The organism is Brevundimonas sp. Leaf168, assembly GCF_001423685.1.
GTDB lineage: Bacteria > Pseudomonadota > Alphaproteobacteria > Caulobacterales > Caulobacteraceae > Brevundimonas > Brevundimonas vesicularis_C.
Map to the genome: position 1 here is coordinate 1 of NZ_LMOY01000002.1, position 18,090 is coordinate 18,090.

General features: G+C 65.0%; 13 protein-coding genes and 1 pseudogene. 12 read left to right on the forward strand and 2 right to left on the reverse strand.

What is annotated here, in order from left to right:
- The 9 genes and pseudogenes from ASF81_RS15380 to ASF81_RS04485 all read left to right on the forward strand — a co-directional run.
- Nucleotides 1-177 (forward strand): annotated as a pseudogene (locus tag ASF81_RS15380) (hypothetical protein); the annotation flags it as partial.
- A complete protein-coding gene (locus ASF81_RS04450; protein WP_369814898.1) occupies nucleotides 174-1,748 on the forward strand; it encodes a beta-xylosidase in 1,575 nt (524 codons plus the stop codon). The pseudogene ASF81_RS15380 and the gene ASF81_RS04450, both read left to right, overlap by 4 nt.
- Before the next feature lie 132 nt (nucleotides 1,749-1,880).
- Entirely contained in the window at nucleotides 1,881-2,894 is a 1,014-nt protein-coding gene (locus ASF81_RS04455) for a LacI family DNA-binding transcriptional regulator (protein WP_235559230.1), read from the forward strand.
- A 63-nt stretch (nucleotides 2,895-2,957) separates the two neighbouring features.
- Entirely contained in the window at nucleotides 2,958-4,100 is a 1,143-nt protein-coding gene (locus ASF81_RS04460) for a fumarylacetoacetate hydrolase family protein (RefSeq protein WP_055805481.1), read from the forward strand.
- A complete protein-coding gene (locus tag ASF81_RS04465) occupies nucleotides 4,097-4,855 on the forward strand; it encodes an SDR family NAD(P)-dependent oxidoreductase (RefSeq protein ID WP_055805484.1) in 759 nt (252 codons plus the stop codon). Before ASF81_RS04460 ends, ASF81_RS04465 begins: the two co-directional genes overlap by 4 nt.
- A gap of 52 nt (nucleotides 4,856-4,907) precedes the next feature.
- Complete coding sequence (locus tag ASF81_RS04470; protein WP_055805487.1) at nucleotides 4,908-6,341, forward strand: sugar porter family MFS transporter; 1,434 nt, start codon at nucleotides 4,908-4,910, stop codon at nucleotides 6,339-6,341.
- A 79-nt stretch (nucleotides 6,342-6,420) separates the two neighbouring features.
- Nucleotides 6,421-7,863, forward strand: coding sequence for an aldehyde dehydrogenase family protein (locus tag ASF81_RS04475; RefSeq protein WP_055805490.1), 1,443 nt, complete (start codon nucleotides 6,421-6,423; stop codon nucleotides 7,861-7,863).
- Nucleotides 7,864-7,866: 3 nt separating this feature from the next.
- Nucleotides 7,867-8,721: an SMP-30/gluconolactonase/LRE family protein gene (locus ASF81_RS04480; RefSeq protein ID WP_055805493.1), complete on the forward strand. Its 855-nt coding sequence runs from the start codon at nucleotides 7,867-7,869 to the stop codon at nucleotides 8,719-8,721.
- The gene (locus ASF81_RS04485; protein ID WP_055805497.1) at nucleotides 8,718-9,593 is read left to right on the forward strand and encodes an aldose 1-epimerase; all 876 of its coding nucleotides are present in this window, start codon (nucleotides 8,718-8,720) and stop codon (nucleotides 9,591-9,593) included. The genes ASF81_RS04480 and ASF81_RS04485 overlap by 4 nt, the downstream gene beginning before the upstream one ends.
- A gap of 69 nt (nucleotides 9,594-9,662) precedes the next feature.
- Here ASF81_RS04485 and ASF81_RS04490 read toward each other — a convergent pair whose 3' ends face one another.
- A complete protein-coding gene (locus ASF81_RS04490) occupies nucleotides 9,663-10,754 on the reverse strand; it encodes a DUF2332 domain-containing protein (RefSeq protein WP_055805501.1) in 1,092 nt (363 codons plus the stop codon).
- Nucleotides 10,755-11,107: 353 nt separating this feature from the next.
- On the opposite strand from ASF81_RS04490, the gene ASF81_RS04495 reads away from it, so the two are divergent.
- Nucleotides 11,108-12,988: a methyl-accepting chemotaxis protein gene (locus tag ASF81_RS04495; protein WP_235559231.1), complete on the forward strand. Its 1,881-nt coding sequence runs from the start codon at nucleotides 11,108-11,110 to the stop codon at nucleotides 12,986-12,988.
- 216 nt (nucleotides 12,989-13,204) lie between these two features.
- The gene (locus tag ASF81_RS04500) at nucleotides 13,205-15,694 is read left to right on the forward strand and encodes a TonB-dependent receptor domain-containing protein (RefSeq protein WP_055805594.1); all 2,490 of its coding nucleotides are present in this window, start codon (nucleotides 13,205-13,207) and stop codon (nucleotides 15,692-15,694) included.
- 49 nt (nucleotides 15,695-15,743) lie between these two features.
- Here ASF81_RS04500 and ASF81_RS04505 read toward each other — a convergent pair whose 3' ends face one another.
- The gene (locus tag ASF81_RS04505; protein ID WP_162237573.1) at nucleotides 15,744-17,294 is read right to left on the reverse strand and encodes an ATP-binding protein; all 1,551 of its coding nucleotides are present in this window, start codon (nucleotides 17,292-17,294) and stop codon (nucleotides 15,744-15,746) included.
- A gap of 250 nt (nucleotides 17,295-17,544) precedes the next feature.
- Between ASF81_RS04505 and ASF81_RS04510 the strand changes: the two genes are divergently transcribed.
- The gene (locus ASF81_RS04510) at nucleotides 17,545-18,003 is read left to right on the forward strand and encodes a MarR family winged helix-turn-helix transcriptional regulator (RefSeq protein WP_055805507.1); all 459 of its coding nucleotides are present in this window, start codon (nucleotides 17,545-17,547) and stop codon (nucleotides 18,001-18,003) included.
- Nucleotides 18,004-18,090: the final 87 nt, after the last annotated feature.

The window sequence follows — 18,090 nt, forward strand, 5'->3', positions numbered from 1 at the left end:
TTCTCCATCCTGGTGCTGATGGCAATCATCACCACCCTGATGGCCTCACCCCTGTTCGAGTGGGTTTACGGCAGGAAGGCGAGAGAGCGGGGCGAACTGCGTGCTGGAGATGATCCCGATGATACTGCGCCGATACACGCCCGAACAACCGGCTACGATCAAGGACTATACCCATGAAGCGCTCACACATCAGAAGCCTGGCGCTGGTCGCAGCGCTTGTCGGCTCCCCGATGACTGCGAGCGCCCAGATGGCAGATCCGAGGGTGATCTCGGTCGATGTCGGCGGGCCGTCCACACCCCGCGACCGAATGGCTGATTTTTCGGTCGGCGCCGACTATCCGGGCTCGACGATCCGTGAGGATGCCTTGGCGCAGTTGAAGACCGCGCGCGAAGAACTGGGCTTCCGCTACATCCGATTCCACGACATTTTCCACGACGACATGGGCGTCTACCGCGAAGTCGACGGCCGTCCGGTCTATGACTGGACGCGGATCGACCAGCTTTACGACCGCTTCCTGGCGATGGGGATCAAGCCCTTCGTCGAGCTGGGCTTCACCCCAGATGCGATGAAGACGTCGGATCAGACCATCTTCTACTGGAAGGGCAACACGTCCCATCCGCAGCCGGAGAAATGGACAGGTCTGATCGACACCTTTGTGCGGCATCTGATCGACCGCTATGGCGTCGAGGAAGTGCGGAGCTGGTATTTTGAGTTCTGGAACGAGCCGAACCTGGACGGATTCTGGGAGCGAGCGGACCAGACCGCCTACTTCGACTACTACGTACGGACGTCGCAGGCGATCAAGGCGATCGATCCCGGACTTCGCGTCGGCGGGCCGGCGACGGCCGGAGCGGCCTGGGTCCCAGAGTTCCTTGCCCACGCCGATCAACACCGGGCGCCGGTCGATTTCGTGACCACGCACACCTATGGCGTCGAAGGCGGCTTCCTGGACGAGAAGGGTGAAGGCGACAACAAGCTGTCGCGAAATCCTCACGCCATCGTCAGCGACGTGCGCAAGGTGAGGACCGAGATCGAGGCGTCGACGCGTCCGGGTCTGCCGCTGTTCTTCACCGAATGGAGCACCAGCTACAATCCGCGCGATCCGATCCACGACGACTATTTCGGCGCCGCCTATGTGCTGGACAAGCTGCACCGAAGCGAAGGTCTGGTTCAGGGGATGAGCTACTGGGCCTACAGCGATCTGTTCGAGGAGCCGGGCCCGCAGGCGAAGCCGTTCGAAGGCGGCTTCGGCCTGATGACTCCTCAGGGCGTGCGCAAGCCGACGTGGTTCGCCTACAAATACCTAAACAGCCTGGGCGACCGCAAACTGCCGACCGGCGACGACCAGAGCATCGCCGCGCTGAAGGGCGACACGGTCCAGGTGTTGGCCTGGCGCTATGAACTGCCGGATCAGCCGGTCAGCAATCGGCCCTTTTTCCGCCAGGTGCGCGAGCCGGCGGCGGCCGCGCCGTTGCAGATTGTCCTGCGGGGTCTTCGACCCGGCGCGCACACTGCCTCGGTCCGGCGCGTCGGCTTCAAGTCCAATGACGCCTACACCGCCTATCTCGAGATGGGTTCGCCCGCGACGCTGTCCGAAGGGCAACTGGAGACCCTGCAAACCTTGACCCTGGACGAGCCCAGGACTGTCACAATCACCGCTGGCGCTGACGGAACCACGCAGGTGGATTTGCCGATGCGTGTCCAAGATGTGGTGCTGGTCGAAATCGGCGCGTCGTCCGATCTCTGAGCGGCAAAGCGTGTCTGACGTAGGTTCGGGCGGCGGCGATCCGTCCATGGCCGCGAGCGGGTTGCGGCAAACATCGAGCGGTGTGCGCCGGAATGGTGGACGCGCCGTGTCGAGCGTGCTGCTGTCCTTGGCGTGACCGATCAACAGAATCCCCGCCGCAACTACACCATGGGCGACATCGCGCGTCTCGCCGGTGTTTCGCCTATGACGGTGTCGCGGGTGGTCAACGGCGATGCGCGGGTGCGCGAGGCGACGCGCGAGCGGGTCGAGGCCATCATCCGAGAGACTGGCTATGTGCCCGATCCCGCCGCGCGGATCCTGGCGCGGGCCGGGGGCGGGCGGATCGGTCTTCTCTACGCCAACCCGTCCAGCGCCTATCTGGCCGAGTTGCTGTCTGGCGCTCTGGATGGGGCGCGATCGGTTGGCCTTTTGCTGCTGATCGAACCGTCTCGGCCAGGGGCGCCCGAGGAGGAGCGGGAGGCGGTGCAGAGGCTTGCGGCCGGCGGAGCTCAAGGGGTGATCGTGCCGCCGCCCCTGGGCGAATCAGCGGCGACACTGGACGCAATCGCGATCAGCGGGATGAAGGCTGTAGTTCTGGCGGCCCCCGCGCTGCGGGACGGCCTCATCTCAATACGGGTGGATGATCAGGATGCGGCGCATGAGATGACGCGGCATCTGCTGGATTTGGGTCACCGCGCCATCGGCTTCGTCGAAGGCCATCCCGACCAGAGCGCTAGCGCCGATCGCCGCCAGGGCGCTCAGGCCGCCGTCAATGCGGTTGCAGGCGCGACGATGTGGGTCGAGCCCGGCGACTTCACCTATCGCTCGGGCTTCAAGGCGGGACAGAGACTGCTGGCGCGCTCGCCCCGGCCGACCGCAATCTTCGCCAGTAACGACGATATGGCCGCCGGAGTTTTGGCCGCCGTTCATGCGGCCGGCCTGTCGACCCCGGGCGACATTTCGGTGGCTGGGTTCGACGATACCTATCTGGCCGCGAGCGTCTGGCCGACCCTGACGACGATCCGCCAGCCGGTCGCCGAAATGGCCCGTTCTGCCGCCGTCATCTTGGGGCGGGATGGTGAGGCGGAGGGTGCTGTCCCCCACCAGTTCATCGCCAGAGAAAGCACCGCCCCTCCGCACGATTGACATCCGCCCTCCGCTACAAGATGTTAGCGCTAACACGCCTCAGAGCGTGGGGAGGATGAGATCGTGTTGCTTACTGAATGCCTGCCGGCGGACTGGCGTAACGCGCGCCTGCTCGGACGTGTAATGACCGAGGCTGGACCCTCGCCCGTTCTGGTGCGGGGCGGGCGGCTCTATGATCTTTCTGACCACGTCGCCACGACGGCTCAAGCTGTCGGGCGGAGCGACCTGGATACCGCGGGCGTCGACATGGGGCCGCTGGACGAACTGACCGTCGCCTCGGCCTGGTCGGCGCAGGGCGTCCAGTTGCTGTCGCCGCTGGACCTGCAATGCATCAAGGCCTCGGGCGTGACCTTTGCGGTCTCGGCCTTGGAACGGGTGATCGAGGAGCGGGCGCGCGGTGACGCCGACGCCGCCAACGCCGTTCGCCAGTCCATCCTTGACCGGATCGGTGGCGACCTGAAGGACCTGCGTCCCGGGTCGGCGGCGGCAGAGGTCGTCAAGGCGCAACTGATCGCCGAAGGTCTGTGGTCGCAATATCTCGAAGTCGCCATCGGCCCCTATGCCGAGATATTCACCAAGGCGCCGGTGCTGGCCTCGGTCGGCTGGGGCGCCGAGGTCGGGGTGAGGGCGGACTCGGCCTGGAACAACCCCGAGCCGGAGGTGGTGGTGATCTGTAATCCCGCAGGCCGTTCGGTCGGCGCCAGCCTGGGCAACGACGTCAATCTGCGCGACATCGAAGGGCGCTCGGCCCTGCTGCTGGGCAAGGCCAAGGACAACAACGCCTCGGCCTCGGTCGGCCCTTTCATCCGCCTGTTCGACGACTGCTTCGGCATGGACGACGTGCGCTCAGCCAACGTCAGGCTGGAGGTCGAGGGGACGGACGGCTTCGTCATGACGGGCGAAAGCACGATGAGCCTGATCAGCCGCGATCCCGAGGAACTGGTGCGCCAGACCCTGAGCGCGCACCAGTATCCCGACGGCTTTGCCCTGTATCTCGGCACCATGTTCGCGCCGATCGACGACCGCGATGCGCCGGGCAAGGGCTTCACCCACAAGATCGGCGACCGGGTTCGCGTCTCGTCCGACAAGCTTGGCGTGCTGGAAAATATCGTTGCGACGTGTGACCAGGCCCCGCCGTGGGAGTTCGGTGTGCTGGAGCTGATGCGCAATCTGGCCGGTCGCGGCCTGTTGGGAGCCACCACATGAGCGGCGCCATCTATCCGTCGCTGAAAGGCCGGCTGGTCGTCGTCACAGGAGGCGGTTCGGGCATCGGCGCAGGCTTCACCGAGGCCTTTGCGCGTCAGGGCGCCCGCGTCGTCTTCTTCGACATCGCCGAGGCGGATTCGAAGGCGTTGCAGGCATCCCTTTCCGCACTGTCGCCGGCGCCGACCTTCCGTCCCTGCGACCTGACCGACGTGGCGGCGCTGCAAATGTGTCTGGCCGAGATCGTTGCCGAGCATGGCCCCATCGACGTCCTGATCAACAACGCCGCCAACGATGATCGCCATACGCTGGCCGAGGTCACGCCTGATTATTGGGACAACCGGATCAACGTGAACCTGCGCCACCTCTATTTCGCGGCTCAGTCGGTGGCGACTGGCATGCGCGAGCAGGGCCGAGGCGTCATCATCAACCTCGGCTCTATCAGTTGGCACCTGGGCCTGCCCGACCTGTCGCTTTACGAGACCGCCAAGGCGGGCATCGAAGGCATGACGCGGGCTCTGGCGCGAGAGCTGGGCGGCGACGGTGTTCGCGTCGTCTGCATCGTGCCGGGCAATGTCCAGACCCCGCGCCAGATGAAATGGTACACCTCGGAAGGCGAGGCCGAGATCGTGGCGGCGCAATGCCTGCCCGGTCGTCTCCAGCCCGACGACGTCGCGGCGCTGGGCCTGTTCCTCGCGTCCGATGACGCCCGTCTGATCACGGGCCATGAGTATTTCGTGGACGCCGGCTGGCGTTAGGGCTTTGTGATTTCATGCCCGCGTCAGACGGGCTTTCGGAGGGAATATCGAGATGGCAGGACCGACGGGGGGCTCAGGCCCCGACATTGCGGGCGACGACCGCGTCAACATGGCGTTCATCGCCCTGATCGTGGCGGTCGCCACCATCGGCGGCTTCATGTTCGGCTATGATTCCGGAGTCATCAACGGCACCCAGGACGGGCTGGAGGCGGCCTTCAACTTATCGGCCTTGGGCACCGGCTTCAACGTCGGCGCCATCCTCTTGGGCTGCGCGGTCGGCGCCTTTATCGCCGGACGCTTGGCCGACGCCATCGGCCGTCGCACGGTGATGCAGATCGCCGCCGTTCTGTTCATCATCTCGGCCTTTTGGGCCGGCGCGGCTGACACTTCGGCCCACTTCATCATCGCCCGCTTCATCGGCGGCTTGGGCGTGGGCGCGGCCTCGGTCCTGTCGCCGGCCTATATCTCCGAAGTGACGCCAGCCTCGATCCGCGGCCGGCTGTCGTCGGTGCAGCAGATCATGATCATCACCGGCCTGACCGGCGCCTTCGTGGCCAACTACGCCTTGGCCAAGACCGCCGGCGGATCAACGGCGGAATTCTGGCTGGGCTTCCCCGCATGGCGCTGGATGTTCTGGCTGCAGGTCATCCCCGCCGCCGTCTATCTGATCGCCCTCCTGGTCATCCCGGAAAGCCCGCGTTTCCTGGTCGTCAAGAAGAAGGACGCCCAGGCCGAGACGGTCCTGTCCAAGTTGTTCGGCGCCGACGCCGGTGCGCGCAAGGTCCAGGAAATCCGCGCCTCGCTGGCGGCCGACCACAAGCCCAAGTTCGCCGATCTGCTGGACCCCGCGACGAGGAAGGTGCGCCCGATCGTCTGGGCCGGGCTGATTCTAGCCGTGTTCCAGCAGCTGGTCGGCATCAACATCGTCTTCTACTACGGCGCTGTGCTGTGGCAGTCGGTCGGCTTCTCGGAGAACGACGCGCTGCAGATCAACATCCTGTCCGGCGTCCTGTCGATCGCCGCCTGCCTGGCCGCCATCGCCGTCATCGACAAGATCGGCAGAAAGCCTCTGCTGCTGATCGGTTCGGCCGGCATGTTTGTGACCCTGGCTGTCGTCGCCTGGTGCTTCTCCAAGGCCGCCCTGATCGACGGATCGCTGCACCTGGACGACCAGACCGGCCTGATCGCGCTGATCGCGGCCAACACCTATGTGGTCTTCTTCAACTTCAGCTGGGGGCCGGTCATGTGGGTCATGCTGGGCGAGATGTTCCCGAACCAGATGCGCGGTTCGGCCCTGGCCGTCGCCGGCTTTGCACAGTGGATCGCCAACTTCGCCATCTCGGTCAGCTTCCCGTGGATGGCCGCCACCCTGGGGCTGGTCTTCACCTATGGCTTCTACGCGGTCAGCGCCCTGATCTCCTTCTTCCTGGTCCAGGCTTGGGTGAAGGAAACGCGCGGTCGCGAACTGGAAGACATGACGGGCTGATTTTCGCCCTCCCATACCCATCTCCCCGAAACGGGCGGCGCTCCCCCGCCGCCCGTCAGCCTTATGAAAAGGACGTCCCATGACCGACACGCTTGAACTTTCGCACTGGATCGGCGGCGAGAAGGTCGCGGGAGCCCTGGCGGGCGAGAGCCTGAACCCGTCGGATACGCGCGACGTCGTGGCCCGCACGCCCAAGGGCGGCGCCGCCGAGGTGGACCAGGCCGTTCAGGCCGCCCGCGCCGCCTTCCCCGGCTGGTCCGACGCCTCGCCCGAGGTCCGCTTCGACGTGCTGGACAAGGCCGGTTCGCTGATCATGGAGCGCGCGGCCCAGATCGGCCGCCTCTTGGCTCGTGAAGAGGGCAAGACCCTGCCCGAAGGCATCGGCGAGACCATGCGCGCCGCCCGCATCCTGAAATATTTCGCCGGCGAGGCTCTGCGCGTCCACGGCCAGAACCTGGCCTCGACCCGTCCGGGCGTGGAGATCCAAACCTATCGCCAGGCGGTCGGTGTGTTCGGCATGATCACGCCTTGGAATTTCCCCATCGCCATTCCGGCCTGGAAGATCGCCCCGGCCATCGCCTTCGGCAACACCGTCGTCATCAAGCCCGCCGGCCCGACCCCGGCGACGGCCGAGGCCCTGATCGCCATCCTGCATGAGGCCGGCCTGCCCAAGGGCGTGGTCAATATGGTCATCGGCGACGGCGACGTCGGCCGCGCCATCGTCGCCCACCCAGGCATCGACGGCATCAGCTTCACCGGCTCGCAGGCCGTGGGCGCGGGCGTCGCCGAAGGCGCGGTGAAGCGTCAGGCGCGCGTTCAGCTGGAGATGGGCGGCAAGAACCCGCTGATCGTTCTGGACGACGCCGATCTGGACCGGGCGGTGAACATCGCCCTGGACGGCAGCTTCTTCGCCACCGGCCAGCGCTGCACCGCCTCCAGCCGCCTGATCGTTCAGGACGGCATCCACGACCGCTTCGTCGCCGCCCTGGCCGAGAAGGTCGCCGCACTGCGCGTCGGCAACGCCCTGGATTCCAATACCCAGATGGGTCCGGCCGTGACCAAGGCTCAGCGCGAGGTCTCCTACAAATACATCGACATCGCCCGCGAGGCCGGCGGCCGCATCGTCACGGGCGGTGAGCGCCTGAGCTTCGACGCCCCCGGCTGGTATGTCCAGCCGACCCTAATCGCCGACACCGCCGCCGACGCGCGCATCAACAACGAAGAGGTCTTCGGCCCCGTCGCCTCGACCATCCGCGTCGCCAGCTATGAAGAGGCGCTCGCCGTCGCCAACGGCGTCGAGTTCGGCCTGTCGGCGGGCATCGTCACCCAGTCGCTGAAACACGCCCGCGACTTCCAGAAGAACGCCAAGGCCGGCATGACCATGGTCAACCTCGCCACCGCCGGCGTCGACTATCATGTGCCCTTCGGCGGCTCCAAGAAGTCCTCCTACGGTTCGCGCGAACAGGGCTTTGCGGCTGTGGAATTCTACACCCAGATCAAGACCTCCTATTCGGCGGGCTGATCGATGAGCGAGCCGGAACTGATCTGGGATATTCAGGCGGAGCTGGGCGAAGGCCCCGTCTGGGACGCGGCGCGCGCTGCGCTGTGGTTCGTCGACATCAAGGGGCGAAAGCTGCATCGCTACACCCCCGCGACCGGCGAGAAACGCTCGTGGGACACGCCCGATCAGACCGGCTTCGCGTTGCCCGCCGAGGACGGTTCGCTGGTCTGCGGCGTGAGGGGCGGTCTTTATCGTTTCGACCCGGAGGAGGGCGACTTCTCCCGCTTCCAGCCGGTCGAGGAGGACCGACCCCAGAACAGGCTGAACGACGGCTTCGTCGCGCCGGACGGCTCCCTGTGGTTCGGTTCGATGGACGACAGCGAACAGGTCGAGACCGGCGCACTCTATCGCTGGTTCCGGGGCGAGCTGAAGCGGCACGACGATGGCTACGTCGTCACCAACGGCCCCTGCCTCAGCCCCGACGGCCGCACCCTCTATCACCACGACACGCTGAAGAAGACGATCCTGGCTTTCGACCACCAAGACGGCGTGATCTCGAACCTGCGCGTCTTCGCCGTGACGGAGGACGGCTATGCCGACGGTCCCAGCATGGACGCTGCAGGTGTGCTGCACGTCGGCCTATTCAACGGCTGGGGCGTCGCGCGTTTCGCCCCGAACGGGACGCGGATCGGCAACATCGACATGCCGGTCCAGACCGTGACCAAGGCGGCCTTCGGCGGCCCTGATCTGCGCGACCTATATATTACCACGGCCTGGCTGGGGAACGCCGACAAGCGCGCGGAGCAGCCGACGCTGGGCGGGCTTTATCGCGTCCGCGCCGAGACGCCGGGCCTGCCGCAAAACCGGATCAAACTATGATCCTGCTAGAAGCCGGCGACTGGCGCGCGATTCTGGCGCCGGACATGGGCGGTGCGATGCTAAGCCTGGATTGGCAGGAGCGAGCTGTTTTTCGTCCGACGCCTGACGGTACGACCGATATCTTGCAAACCGCCTGTTTCCCACTGGTGCCATACGCCAATCGAATTGCGAACGGACGTTTTGTGTTTGAAGGGCGCTCGGTTGGGTTGCCGGTCCTGGAAAAATTTGCGCCTCATGCCATTCACGGCGAGGGCTGGATGCAGCCTTGGACCATTCAAGGCCGATCCTCCGATGTCGTCGCAATGACGCTGGACTGGCAAGGCGAACCGGCTAGCTGGCCGTGGCCTTGGCGAGCGAAGCAGATCGTGTCCTTGTCGGATGCCGGACTAGAAATCGAGCTTTCCGTGACGAATTCGGGCGGCGAGATCATGCCCGCTGGATTAGGACTACATCCCTACTTCCATCGTTGTTCAGACTCTCGTCTGGCGCTGACGGCGTCCGGTGTATTGGCCACGAATGCGCTTGAGCTTCCTGATCGTTTTGTTCCCCCAGCCGACCTGGTCGATTGGTCCTCGGGTCTCGCCCTGGCGCAAGCGCCGTTCGTCGATCATGCCTATGGCGGTTGGAACGGCGTCGCCCGGATGACGGGCGGGTTGGGCGATGTCGTGATGAGGGCATCGCCGTCTACCGCCTGGGCCCAGGTCTATGCTCCCGCAGATGCCGATTTCTTCTGCGTTGAACCCGTCACTCACTGTCCCGACGCTTTCAACGGGCCCGCATCTTGGGGAAGCAGCGCCAACGGCCTGGTCGCACTGCAGCCCGGCGAAACTCTGGCGCTTCACATGACGATTTCAGCCTCCGCACACGCGTAGTAGGTGCCCAGATCGCGATGTGCGGTCGCAGACGCCTAAGATCCAAGGCTACCGGACAAAGAAGGTTGGCTAGGCCGCGAGAGTCGTTGTCGATGTCGACAACCATTCCAACGCGTCGCCGTAGGGATGGCAGTGGGCCAGGACGCGGGTGTCGCCGGTGGGCCAGGCTGTCAGGCGCAGTTCGACGTGGCTGCGGTCGCGGGTCCATTCGAAGCTGATCCAGAGCAGCGGGTGGTCGGCGTCGGCGCGGCGGCCGGCGGTCGAGAGCAGCGCTGCGATCTGGCGCCGGTCGTCGTCGCTCAGATATTGCAGCACCATGGTGTGCATGACGACGCGGCATCGACCGGCCGCCTGCGGCTCGGCCAGCCGGTCGGCCAACCAGGTCACGGCGTCGCCCTGATCGATGCGCGGCGGATGATCGGCGGCGATGCGCAGGGCGTTCTCGAGGCGTTGGGTGCGCGCCGGCTGGTCGGCCCAGGCGAAGGCCAGCAGTCGTTCGCGATGCGCCGGGTCTGCGGCGTTCAGCGGGTGCAGATCGACGCCGCGCGCCGCCGCGATGGAAACCGGGCCGGCCTTCGGCGACGCGCCCTGCCACAGGGGTTCGATCTGCACGTCCGAGAAGGGATCGCCGGCTGACCTCGACCCCAGAGCATAGGCGTAGCGATCCAGATTCAGGTTCAGGCCGCAGCTGGACCCGAGCTCAAGCAGTTCGAAGGGCATGGCGCGATCCAGAGGGGCGGCCAGCAGCGCGCTCATCAGCGCGGCGGCGCGCGCCACCTCGTTCGTTTGCGGCGGATGGAGGATCCAGTCGGCGATGTATCGATCGTTCCGGGCCAAGGCGTCGGCCACGGCCGCGTCGAAGTCGGTGTGTTCGCGACGATAAAGGCTGGTCAGGGCGTAGGACCGGCCCGCGCGCGCCAAGGCGTGCAAGGCGCCGTTCAAGCGCAGGGCCAGGGCTGCCGCAGCCTGATCTCCCGGCCAGTCATACAGCCGTGCGGCGGTGAGCGGCGCATTCGAAAGCTGCCGGCTTGCGGCTTCGAGAACGCCGGCGACGAAGGGTGACCCCATGGCGCGGCAGCGGTCGGCCTGGGCCGCGAGTTCCTGGGTGAAACGGTCGGCGACGGGGCAGATCATCCAGTCACCAATCGCATCGTCGCGCATTCCGAATAAAACGAACTGTTACTTGTGTGTCCCCGGCCTGAAGAAGTATTCGCCCGGGGGTTGCGACCCGGCGTTTCTTGAAGCACGGACGGGAAGGGTGACTTACCTATGATCACCTCGCTTAACAGCGCATGAATCTCGCGAAATTCGGGTCCGGTCGATGTAAGCGCCGGGCGTCGGCAGCTTAACTATCTTTTTAGTCGTTCCGTCATAGGGGTGGATAGTCACCTGAAAAAAAGGGTGTTTTGCGTAGCTCGAACCGAGACGGGCTGTGCGCAGTGGCGTCAGCTGAGTAATCGGTTGCCCCTAGGTAAGTATAAGTGCGTAACGGGGGCGAGTTCATGATGTCGAAGATGCGAATTCCGAGAAAGCTGCGGCTTTCCTTCATCCTGATCTGCGTCTCGGCGGCGATCATGATGGCGGTCTTTTTCGCCACGATCATGATGATCCGCTCGTCCATCGAGAGCAACAATCTCAGCCGCACGGTCGAGGCGGAGGCGATGTCGCTGGAAACCGCGATCCTGCGCCAGAATAGCCAGTTTCGAGGCTTTCTGGTCACCGGCGACGAGACCTATCTGAAATCCTATTACGAAGGACGCGACGAGTTCGACAAGGTCGTCGTCGAGCTGAAGGGTCAGTTGGGCGACGCCGAAAAACAGGCGCTGCTCGAAAAATCGCGCCTCGCCACCCTGGCGTGGAGAGCCGACTGGGGTGATCGCATGATCGCTGAGGTTCGCGCCGGCAAGCGCGAGCAGGCGCAGCAAGAGGTGCGCGACGCCGGCAAGAAGGTGCTGGTCAGCGACGCCGTCCTGCCTCTGCGCGATCTGCGCGAGGCCGAAGCCGCCGTCACCGAGAAAAATCTGGAACGTCAGCAGGCTGCGATCGTCACCGCGATCATCGCCCTGATCGTCGGCGGCATCGCCCTGATCACGATCGCCATGGTCCTGTCGGCCATGCTCAGCCGCATGATCGCGCGCCCGATCACGGTCTTGACCGAAGCCATGGGGCAGCTGGCCAAGGGCGACAACGACATCGTCGTCGATGCCAGCCATGCCGATGAACTGGGCGACATGGCGCGCGCGGTTCTGGTGTTCCGCGACACGGCGTTGGCCAAGGCCGAGGCCGAACGGGCCAAGGCGGCCGCCGATCTAGCCAAGGACGCCGCCGAGCGCGAGAAGATCGTCGCCGACGCCGCGCAACGTCACGTCGTCGAGGAGCTCGACACAGCTCTGGAAGCCCTGGCCGCCGGCGATCTGACCCACACCATCCGCACGCCGTTCGCCCCAGAGTATGAGCGCCTGCGCACGGCCTTCAACGTAGCGGTCCAGGGTCTGGAAGAAAGCCTGGCCAGCGTGGCGGGGTCGGCCCAGAGCGTGCGGCTGGGCGCCACGCAGATCTGCTCGGCGTCCGAAACCCTGTCGTTGCGAACCGAACAGCAGGCGTCCAGCCTGCAGCAAACCACCACAGCGACCAACCACGTCACCGACATGGTCGGCGACACGGCGCGCAGCGCGGCCAACGCCCGCAACGCCATCACCCTGGCCAATGGCGACGCCGCAGACGGTCGCGTGATCGTTGAAGAAGCGATCGTCGCGATGGACGCCATCAAGGCCGGATCGCAGGAGATTGGCGAGATCATCAACATGATCGACGCCATCGCCTTGCAGACCAATCTCCTGGCCTTGAACGCCGGCGTCGAGGCCGCGCGAGCGGGCGATGCCGGACGTGGGTTCGCCGTTGTCGCCGGCGAGGTGCGCGAACTGGCCAAGCGCACCGTCGACGCCGCCAAGGACATCAAGCAATTGATCAGCCGGTCGTCGGACGAGGTGCGGCTGGGCGTCGATCGCGTGGGCGAAACGAGCGAGATGCTGGCGCGGGTCGTGTCCAAGATCGGCGACGCCAACACCCTGATCGTGGACATCGCGCAAGGGGCGCAGGTCCAGTCCGAGAACCTGAAGCAGGTCAACAGCGCCGTCGGCAGCATGGACCGCATGACCCAGCAGAACGCCGCCATGGCGGAAGAGGCGACGGCGGCGGCGCGCATCCTGGCGACCGAAGCCGATGAACTGGCGACCCTGGTTTCCAGATTCCGGTTGAATGCGACGACCTCGGCCGCGCCAGCGCCTCGCCGAGATACCGCGTCCGCCCCGAGGCCGGCGCCCAAGGTCATCCGCACGGTCGGTGCGCTCGCCCTGTCGAGCGAAGCGGCCGAGGACGACTGGAGCGAGTTCTAAGATATCGATCCAGTTGAGTGTTGAAGAATCCGGCGCAACAATTCGGACTTTGTAAGCGCCGTTATGTCAGTATTAATCCGTAGTCTGGCATTATAAATCATCAAACACATCTGTGTTTTATTGATAACAGCCATGCAAGAAACTGCATGGAAGAATTTCCGAACGAAAATCAGTTGTCCAGTCTCTGTACTGCCGGACAACGCCTTGGAGGCTTCCTTGAAATCCCTGTACCTCACGGCCGCGTTTGCGCCGCTTATCCTCGCCATGCCCGCTCATGCGCAGACGCAGCCTGCGCCGCAGCGCCAGACGGCCTGGGAGGCCAGCCGGACGCGGGCCAATGACGACGTGATCGTGACGGGCGTGGCCAAGGCGCGCGACAGGCTGGACAGCGCGACTTCCACCAGCTCGATCAACGATGTCGAGATCGCCAAGATCGGCGCCTATTCCATCAACGACCTGTTCCGCACCATCCCCGGCATTCGCGCCGAGGCCAGCACGGGCGAGACCAACGGCAACTATACGATCCGCGGCCTGCCGATGGTCAGCACCGGCGCGAAGTATCTGCAGTTCCAGGAAGACGGTCTGCCGGTTCTGGAGTTCGGCGACATCCTGGCGCTGACGTCCGACTATTTCATGCGCTACGACTTCAACGTCGGCCAGATCGAGTCCATCCGCGGCGGGTCGTCCTCGACCTTCGCATCGAACGCGCCGGGCGGCGTGATCAACCTGATCTCTCAGACGGGTGAGGTCGAAGGCGGCTCGGTCCAGGTATCTTCGGGCCTGGATTACGACACCTATCGCGGCGACTTCAGCTATGGCGGTCACCTGAGCGACACGGTGCGCTTCCACGTCGGCGGTTTCTATCGCGAGGGTGAAGGCCCGCGCGACGCCGGCTTCACGGGCAACAAGGGCGGCCAGATCAAGGCCAACATCACCAAGACCTTCGACGGCGGCTTCGTGCGTCTGTACGGCAAGATCCTGGACGACACCGTCATCGCCTATGGGCCGACGCCGCTGCTGGTTTCGGGCACGAACGACGATCCCAACTACAGCGACGTTCCGAACTTCTCGATGACGCGCGACACTCTGACGTCGCGCAACACCACGGTCTTCCCGCTGCTGGACGGCGACAACAACCTGAAGCGCGTCAATCTGCAGGACGGCAATCAGGTCCAGGTGCGCGCGCTGGGCTTCCAGACCCGCTTCAACCTGCACGGCTGGACGATTTCCGAGCACATGCGCTACGCGCAACAATCGGGCGATCAGTCGTTCAATTACCCGCTGGCCGTGGTGCCGGCGGCCCAGGCGCCGCTGGCGTTCGGCCGTCGTCCCGGAACCCTGGCCTATGCCACGGGACCGCGCGCCGGTCAGTCGATCACCAGCCCGACGACCCTGAACGGCAACGGCCTGCTGGCCTATTCGACCCTGGTCCATACCGACATCGATAGCCTGGACAACTTCACCAACGACCTGCGCGCCAACCGCGTCTGGAAAATCGGCGGCGGCGACCTGACGACCACCGTGGGCGTCTATTCGGCCCAGCAGGATCTGAAGTTCGATCGCCAGTACATCCCGTTCCTTCAGGACGTCGTGGGCGGCGGAAACTCGGCCTTGGTCGATATCTTCAATACGAACGGCACGCCCCGCACGCAGGACGGCGTCGTCAACTTCTTCGGTCCCTCGGGCGCCGGGTCCAACTCGCGCACCGATGTGACCTACAAGGTGCTGGCGCCCTACGCCTCGCTGAACTACCGGCTGGGCAAGCTGGCGCTTGGCGGGTCGATCCGCTTCGACAGCGGCGACGTCAGCGGCCGCACGGTCGCCAACGGCCTGACCGACGTCCGTACCATCGACGTGGACAACGACGGCGTCATCTCGGAAGCCGAGCGCACCTTCGCCTTCGCGCCTGCCGCCAGCGCGACGCCGGTCGACTACGACTACGACTATGTCTCGTATTCGCTCAGCGCCAACTACCGCGTCTCGGACAGCTTCTCGACCTTCGCTCGTTACAGCGAGGGCGCACGCGCCGCGGCGGACAAGATCCTGCGTTCGCCGGCCATCAGCAATGTCGACGGCGACTTGCTGCAGGCCGACGCGGCCTATGATCCGGTGAACCAGGCCGAGATCGGCATGAAGTATCGCGCCAACGGCCTGTTCGCCAACGTCACGGGCTTCTGGGCCGAGGTCAGCGAGACCAACCAGCAGATCCGCGCGGATGCCGGCGGCGTCACCCGCCTGGTGCTGGTCCAGCGCAGCTACGAGGCCAAGGGCGCCGAGTTCGAGGCCGGCGTGCGTCATGGTCCGTTCAGCCTGACCGGCAGCGCCACCGTCACCAGCGCCGAGATTACCAAGGCCGAGGATGCGGCCCTGGTCGGCAACTCGCCGCGCCGTCAGGCCGACCTGATCTTCCAGGTCATGCCGCAGTACGAGACGGACCTGTTCACGGTGGGCGCCAGCGTCGTCGGCACGACCGAGAGCTATACGCAGGACGCCAACCAGTTGAAGATGCCGGGCTACGCCACGGTCAACGCCTTCGTCCAGGTGCGCCCCATCGACCGCGTCGTGCTGTCGGTGACCGCCAACAACCTGTTCGACGAAACCGCCCTGACGGAGGTGTCGGCCGACAGCCTGCCCGCCAGCGGCGTGGTCCTGGCCCAGGCCCTGCCTGGACGCACCGTCACCGCGGCCGTCCGCTTCTACTTCTGATGCAAGGCAGGCTTCCGGACGCGAGCCCGGAAGCCTGTTCTGTCAGGGCCTATATCCAGTGACAGCGGGCGGCGTTGTTGAGGAGGCGGGCGGATTCGAAGATCAGGTGATCGGCGGACAGCGGCTTGGGGATGACGACGTCGGCGCCGGCGCGCGAGGCCAGATCGCGATGGTTGGACGAGGCGTTGGCCGTCAGCATGGCGATCGGAAGCCTGTTGACCTCCCGTTGCTGTTCGCCTCTGCGGATGCTGCGGATGGCCTCGACGCCGTCCATGACCGGCATCTGCATGTCCATCATGATCAGGTCGTAGGCGTGCGCTGACCACAGATCGACGGCTTCCTGGCCGTTTTCGGCGACCTCGATCTGACAGCCGAAGCCGCTGAGGAGCGCCTGGACGACCTGCTGGTTGACGAGATTGTCCTCCGCCAAGAGAATCCGCGCGCCATAGAGTCGATCCAGCGCCTCCACATGGCTCTCGCTTTCGCGGATGATTTCGCCGCTGGGATCCATCGGCAGGTCGAGAACGAAGAGCGTTCCCCGACCGGGCTTTGAACGCACCCTGAGGCCGCCGCTCATCAGCTCCGCCAGACGACGACTGATGGAGAGGCCAAGGCCCGTGCCGCCGAACCGCCGCGAGATGGAATCGTCGGCCTGGCTGAACGGCGAGAACAGCAGTTTGGCCGTCGATCGATCAAAGCCCATGCCGGTATCTGCGACGCGGATGCGAAGACGCCCGGACGGCGTCGAGTAGCGCGCATCGACCAGCACCTGGCCGACTGCAGTGAATTTGATGGCATTGGAGACCAGGTTCAGCACGACCTGACGCAGGCGGGCCCCGTCGCCCATGAGATGGGGCGGAAGGCCGTCGAACCGGGAGATCAGCTCAAGTCCCTTTTCGCTGGCCAGCGGCCGCATCAGATCGACCGCGCCGGAAATGGTGTCGGACGGCGCAAAGGGTTCGTTGACCAGGTTCATCTCGCCAGCCTGGATTTTGGAGAGGTCCAGCACATCGTCCAGGATGCGCCTCAACGTCTCGCCCGACTTGATGATCAGATCGACCTTCTGGCGCGCATCGTCGGGCAGGTCGGCGCCTGACAGGGACTGCGCCAGGCCCAAGACGCCGTTCAACGGCGTGCGAACCTCGTGACTCATCGTCGCGAGGAAGGTGTCGCGCAGCGCGGCGGCGCGTTCGGCGACGAGCCGCGCTTCGGAAAGGGCCTCCAGAGCCAGCACATGTTCGGTCACCTCGAAACGGATGGCCGTGTAGGACGCCGGACCTTCGGGACCGCTGAGCGCCGGCACGATGGTCGTGTCGACCCAATAGAGGCTGCCGTCCTTGCGACGGTTCCGCAACGTGCCGGTCCATACCTTGCCGCTGCGGATCGTGCGATACAGATCCTGGAAGAAGGCCTTGGAATGCAGGCCGGAGTTCACGATCCGATGGGTCGAGCCGATCAACTCTTCTCGGCTGTAACCGCTGACTGCGACGAACTTCTCGTTGCAGTCGGTGATGACCCCATGTCGATCGGTCGTCACCAAGATAGCGGCGACTTCGAGCGCCCTTCGAAGTTCAGCATCGAGCGCGCCTCCCGTGCTCATCCCCAGCGATCGGGTCGCCGTGATAGGGTGGGCGGGATGTCTTCTGACCGACGCCATCGGCTCTTTCCGGTTGTTGCCTCACCCACTCTGTTCCCAAAGGCTTGCGCGGCAATCTAGGATTGCGCCGGTATGAAATCATTTCCTCATGGATGCGCTGTTAGGAGTTCGATAGCCCTAAGGGTTGACCTTCGTCTATCTTGCAGGTTGCGGCCAATCCTGTCACACCGGACCTATGGGTGTTCGGGGGACGATGGATGAGTTCACCGTGCGGGAGTTCGATGATCCCGCGATGGCGCTCTATGCGCTCGACACCGCCTTGCTCGAACTCGATCGCCAGCTTGATCGCGTCCTGCGCGCCGATGGTCAAAGCAATGCCGCCGTCCGCGCCTTGAGCCTGATTGCCGGCGAGGGCCGTCGCGGTGTCAAACAATGCGCTCTCGGATCGACGCTTCAGGCGCCGCCGGCCTCGCTGTCGCGTCTGGTTGATCATCTGGTTCGCGCCGATCTGGTCAAGCGTTCGCCCCATCCGAACGACCGGCGTGTCACCATGCTGGAAATCACCGAGGCAGGCCGCGCTGTTCTCGAAGATCGGCGGTCCCAATACGGTCGTCTGGCCGGCCTTTTGACCAGCGAGGGTCTGAAGACCGCCGCCCAGCTGATCCCGCTGCTGCAGACCATGGCGAAGGACGTCGGTCATACCGCGACCTGACGTCAGACCGGCGCAAACAATGCTTCCGCTGTGAAACAGTCTACGGGCTGAAGAGACTTCAACCGGCCTTTAGATCGAACCTCGTCC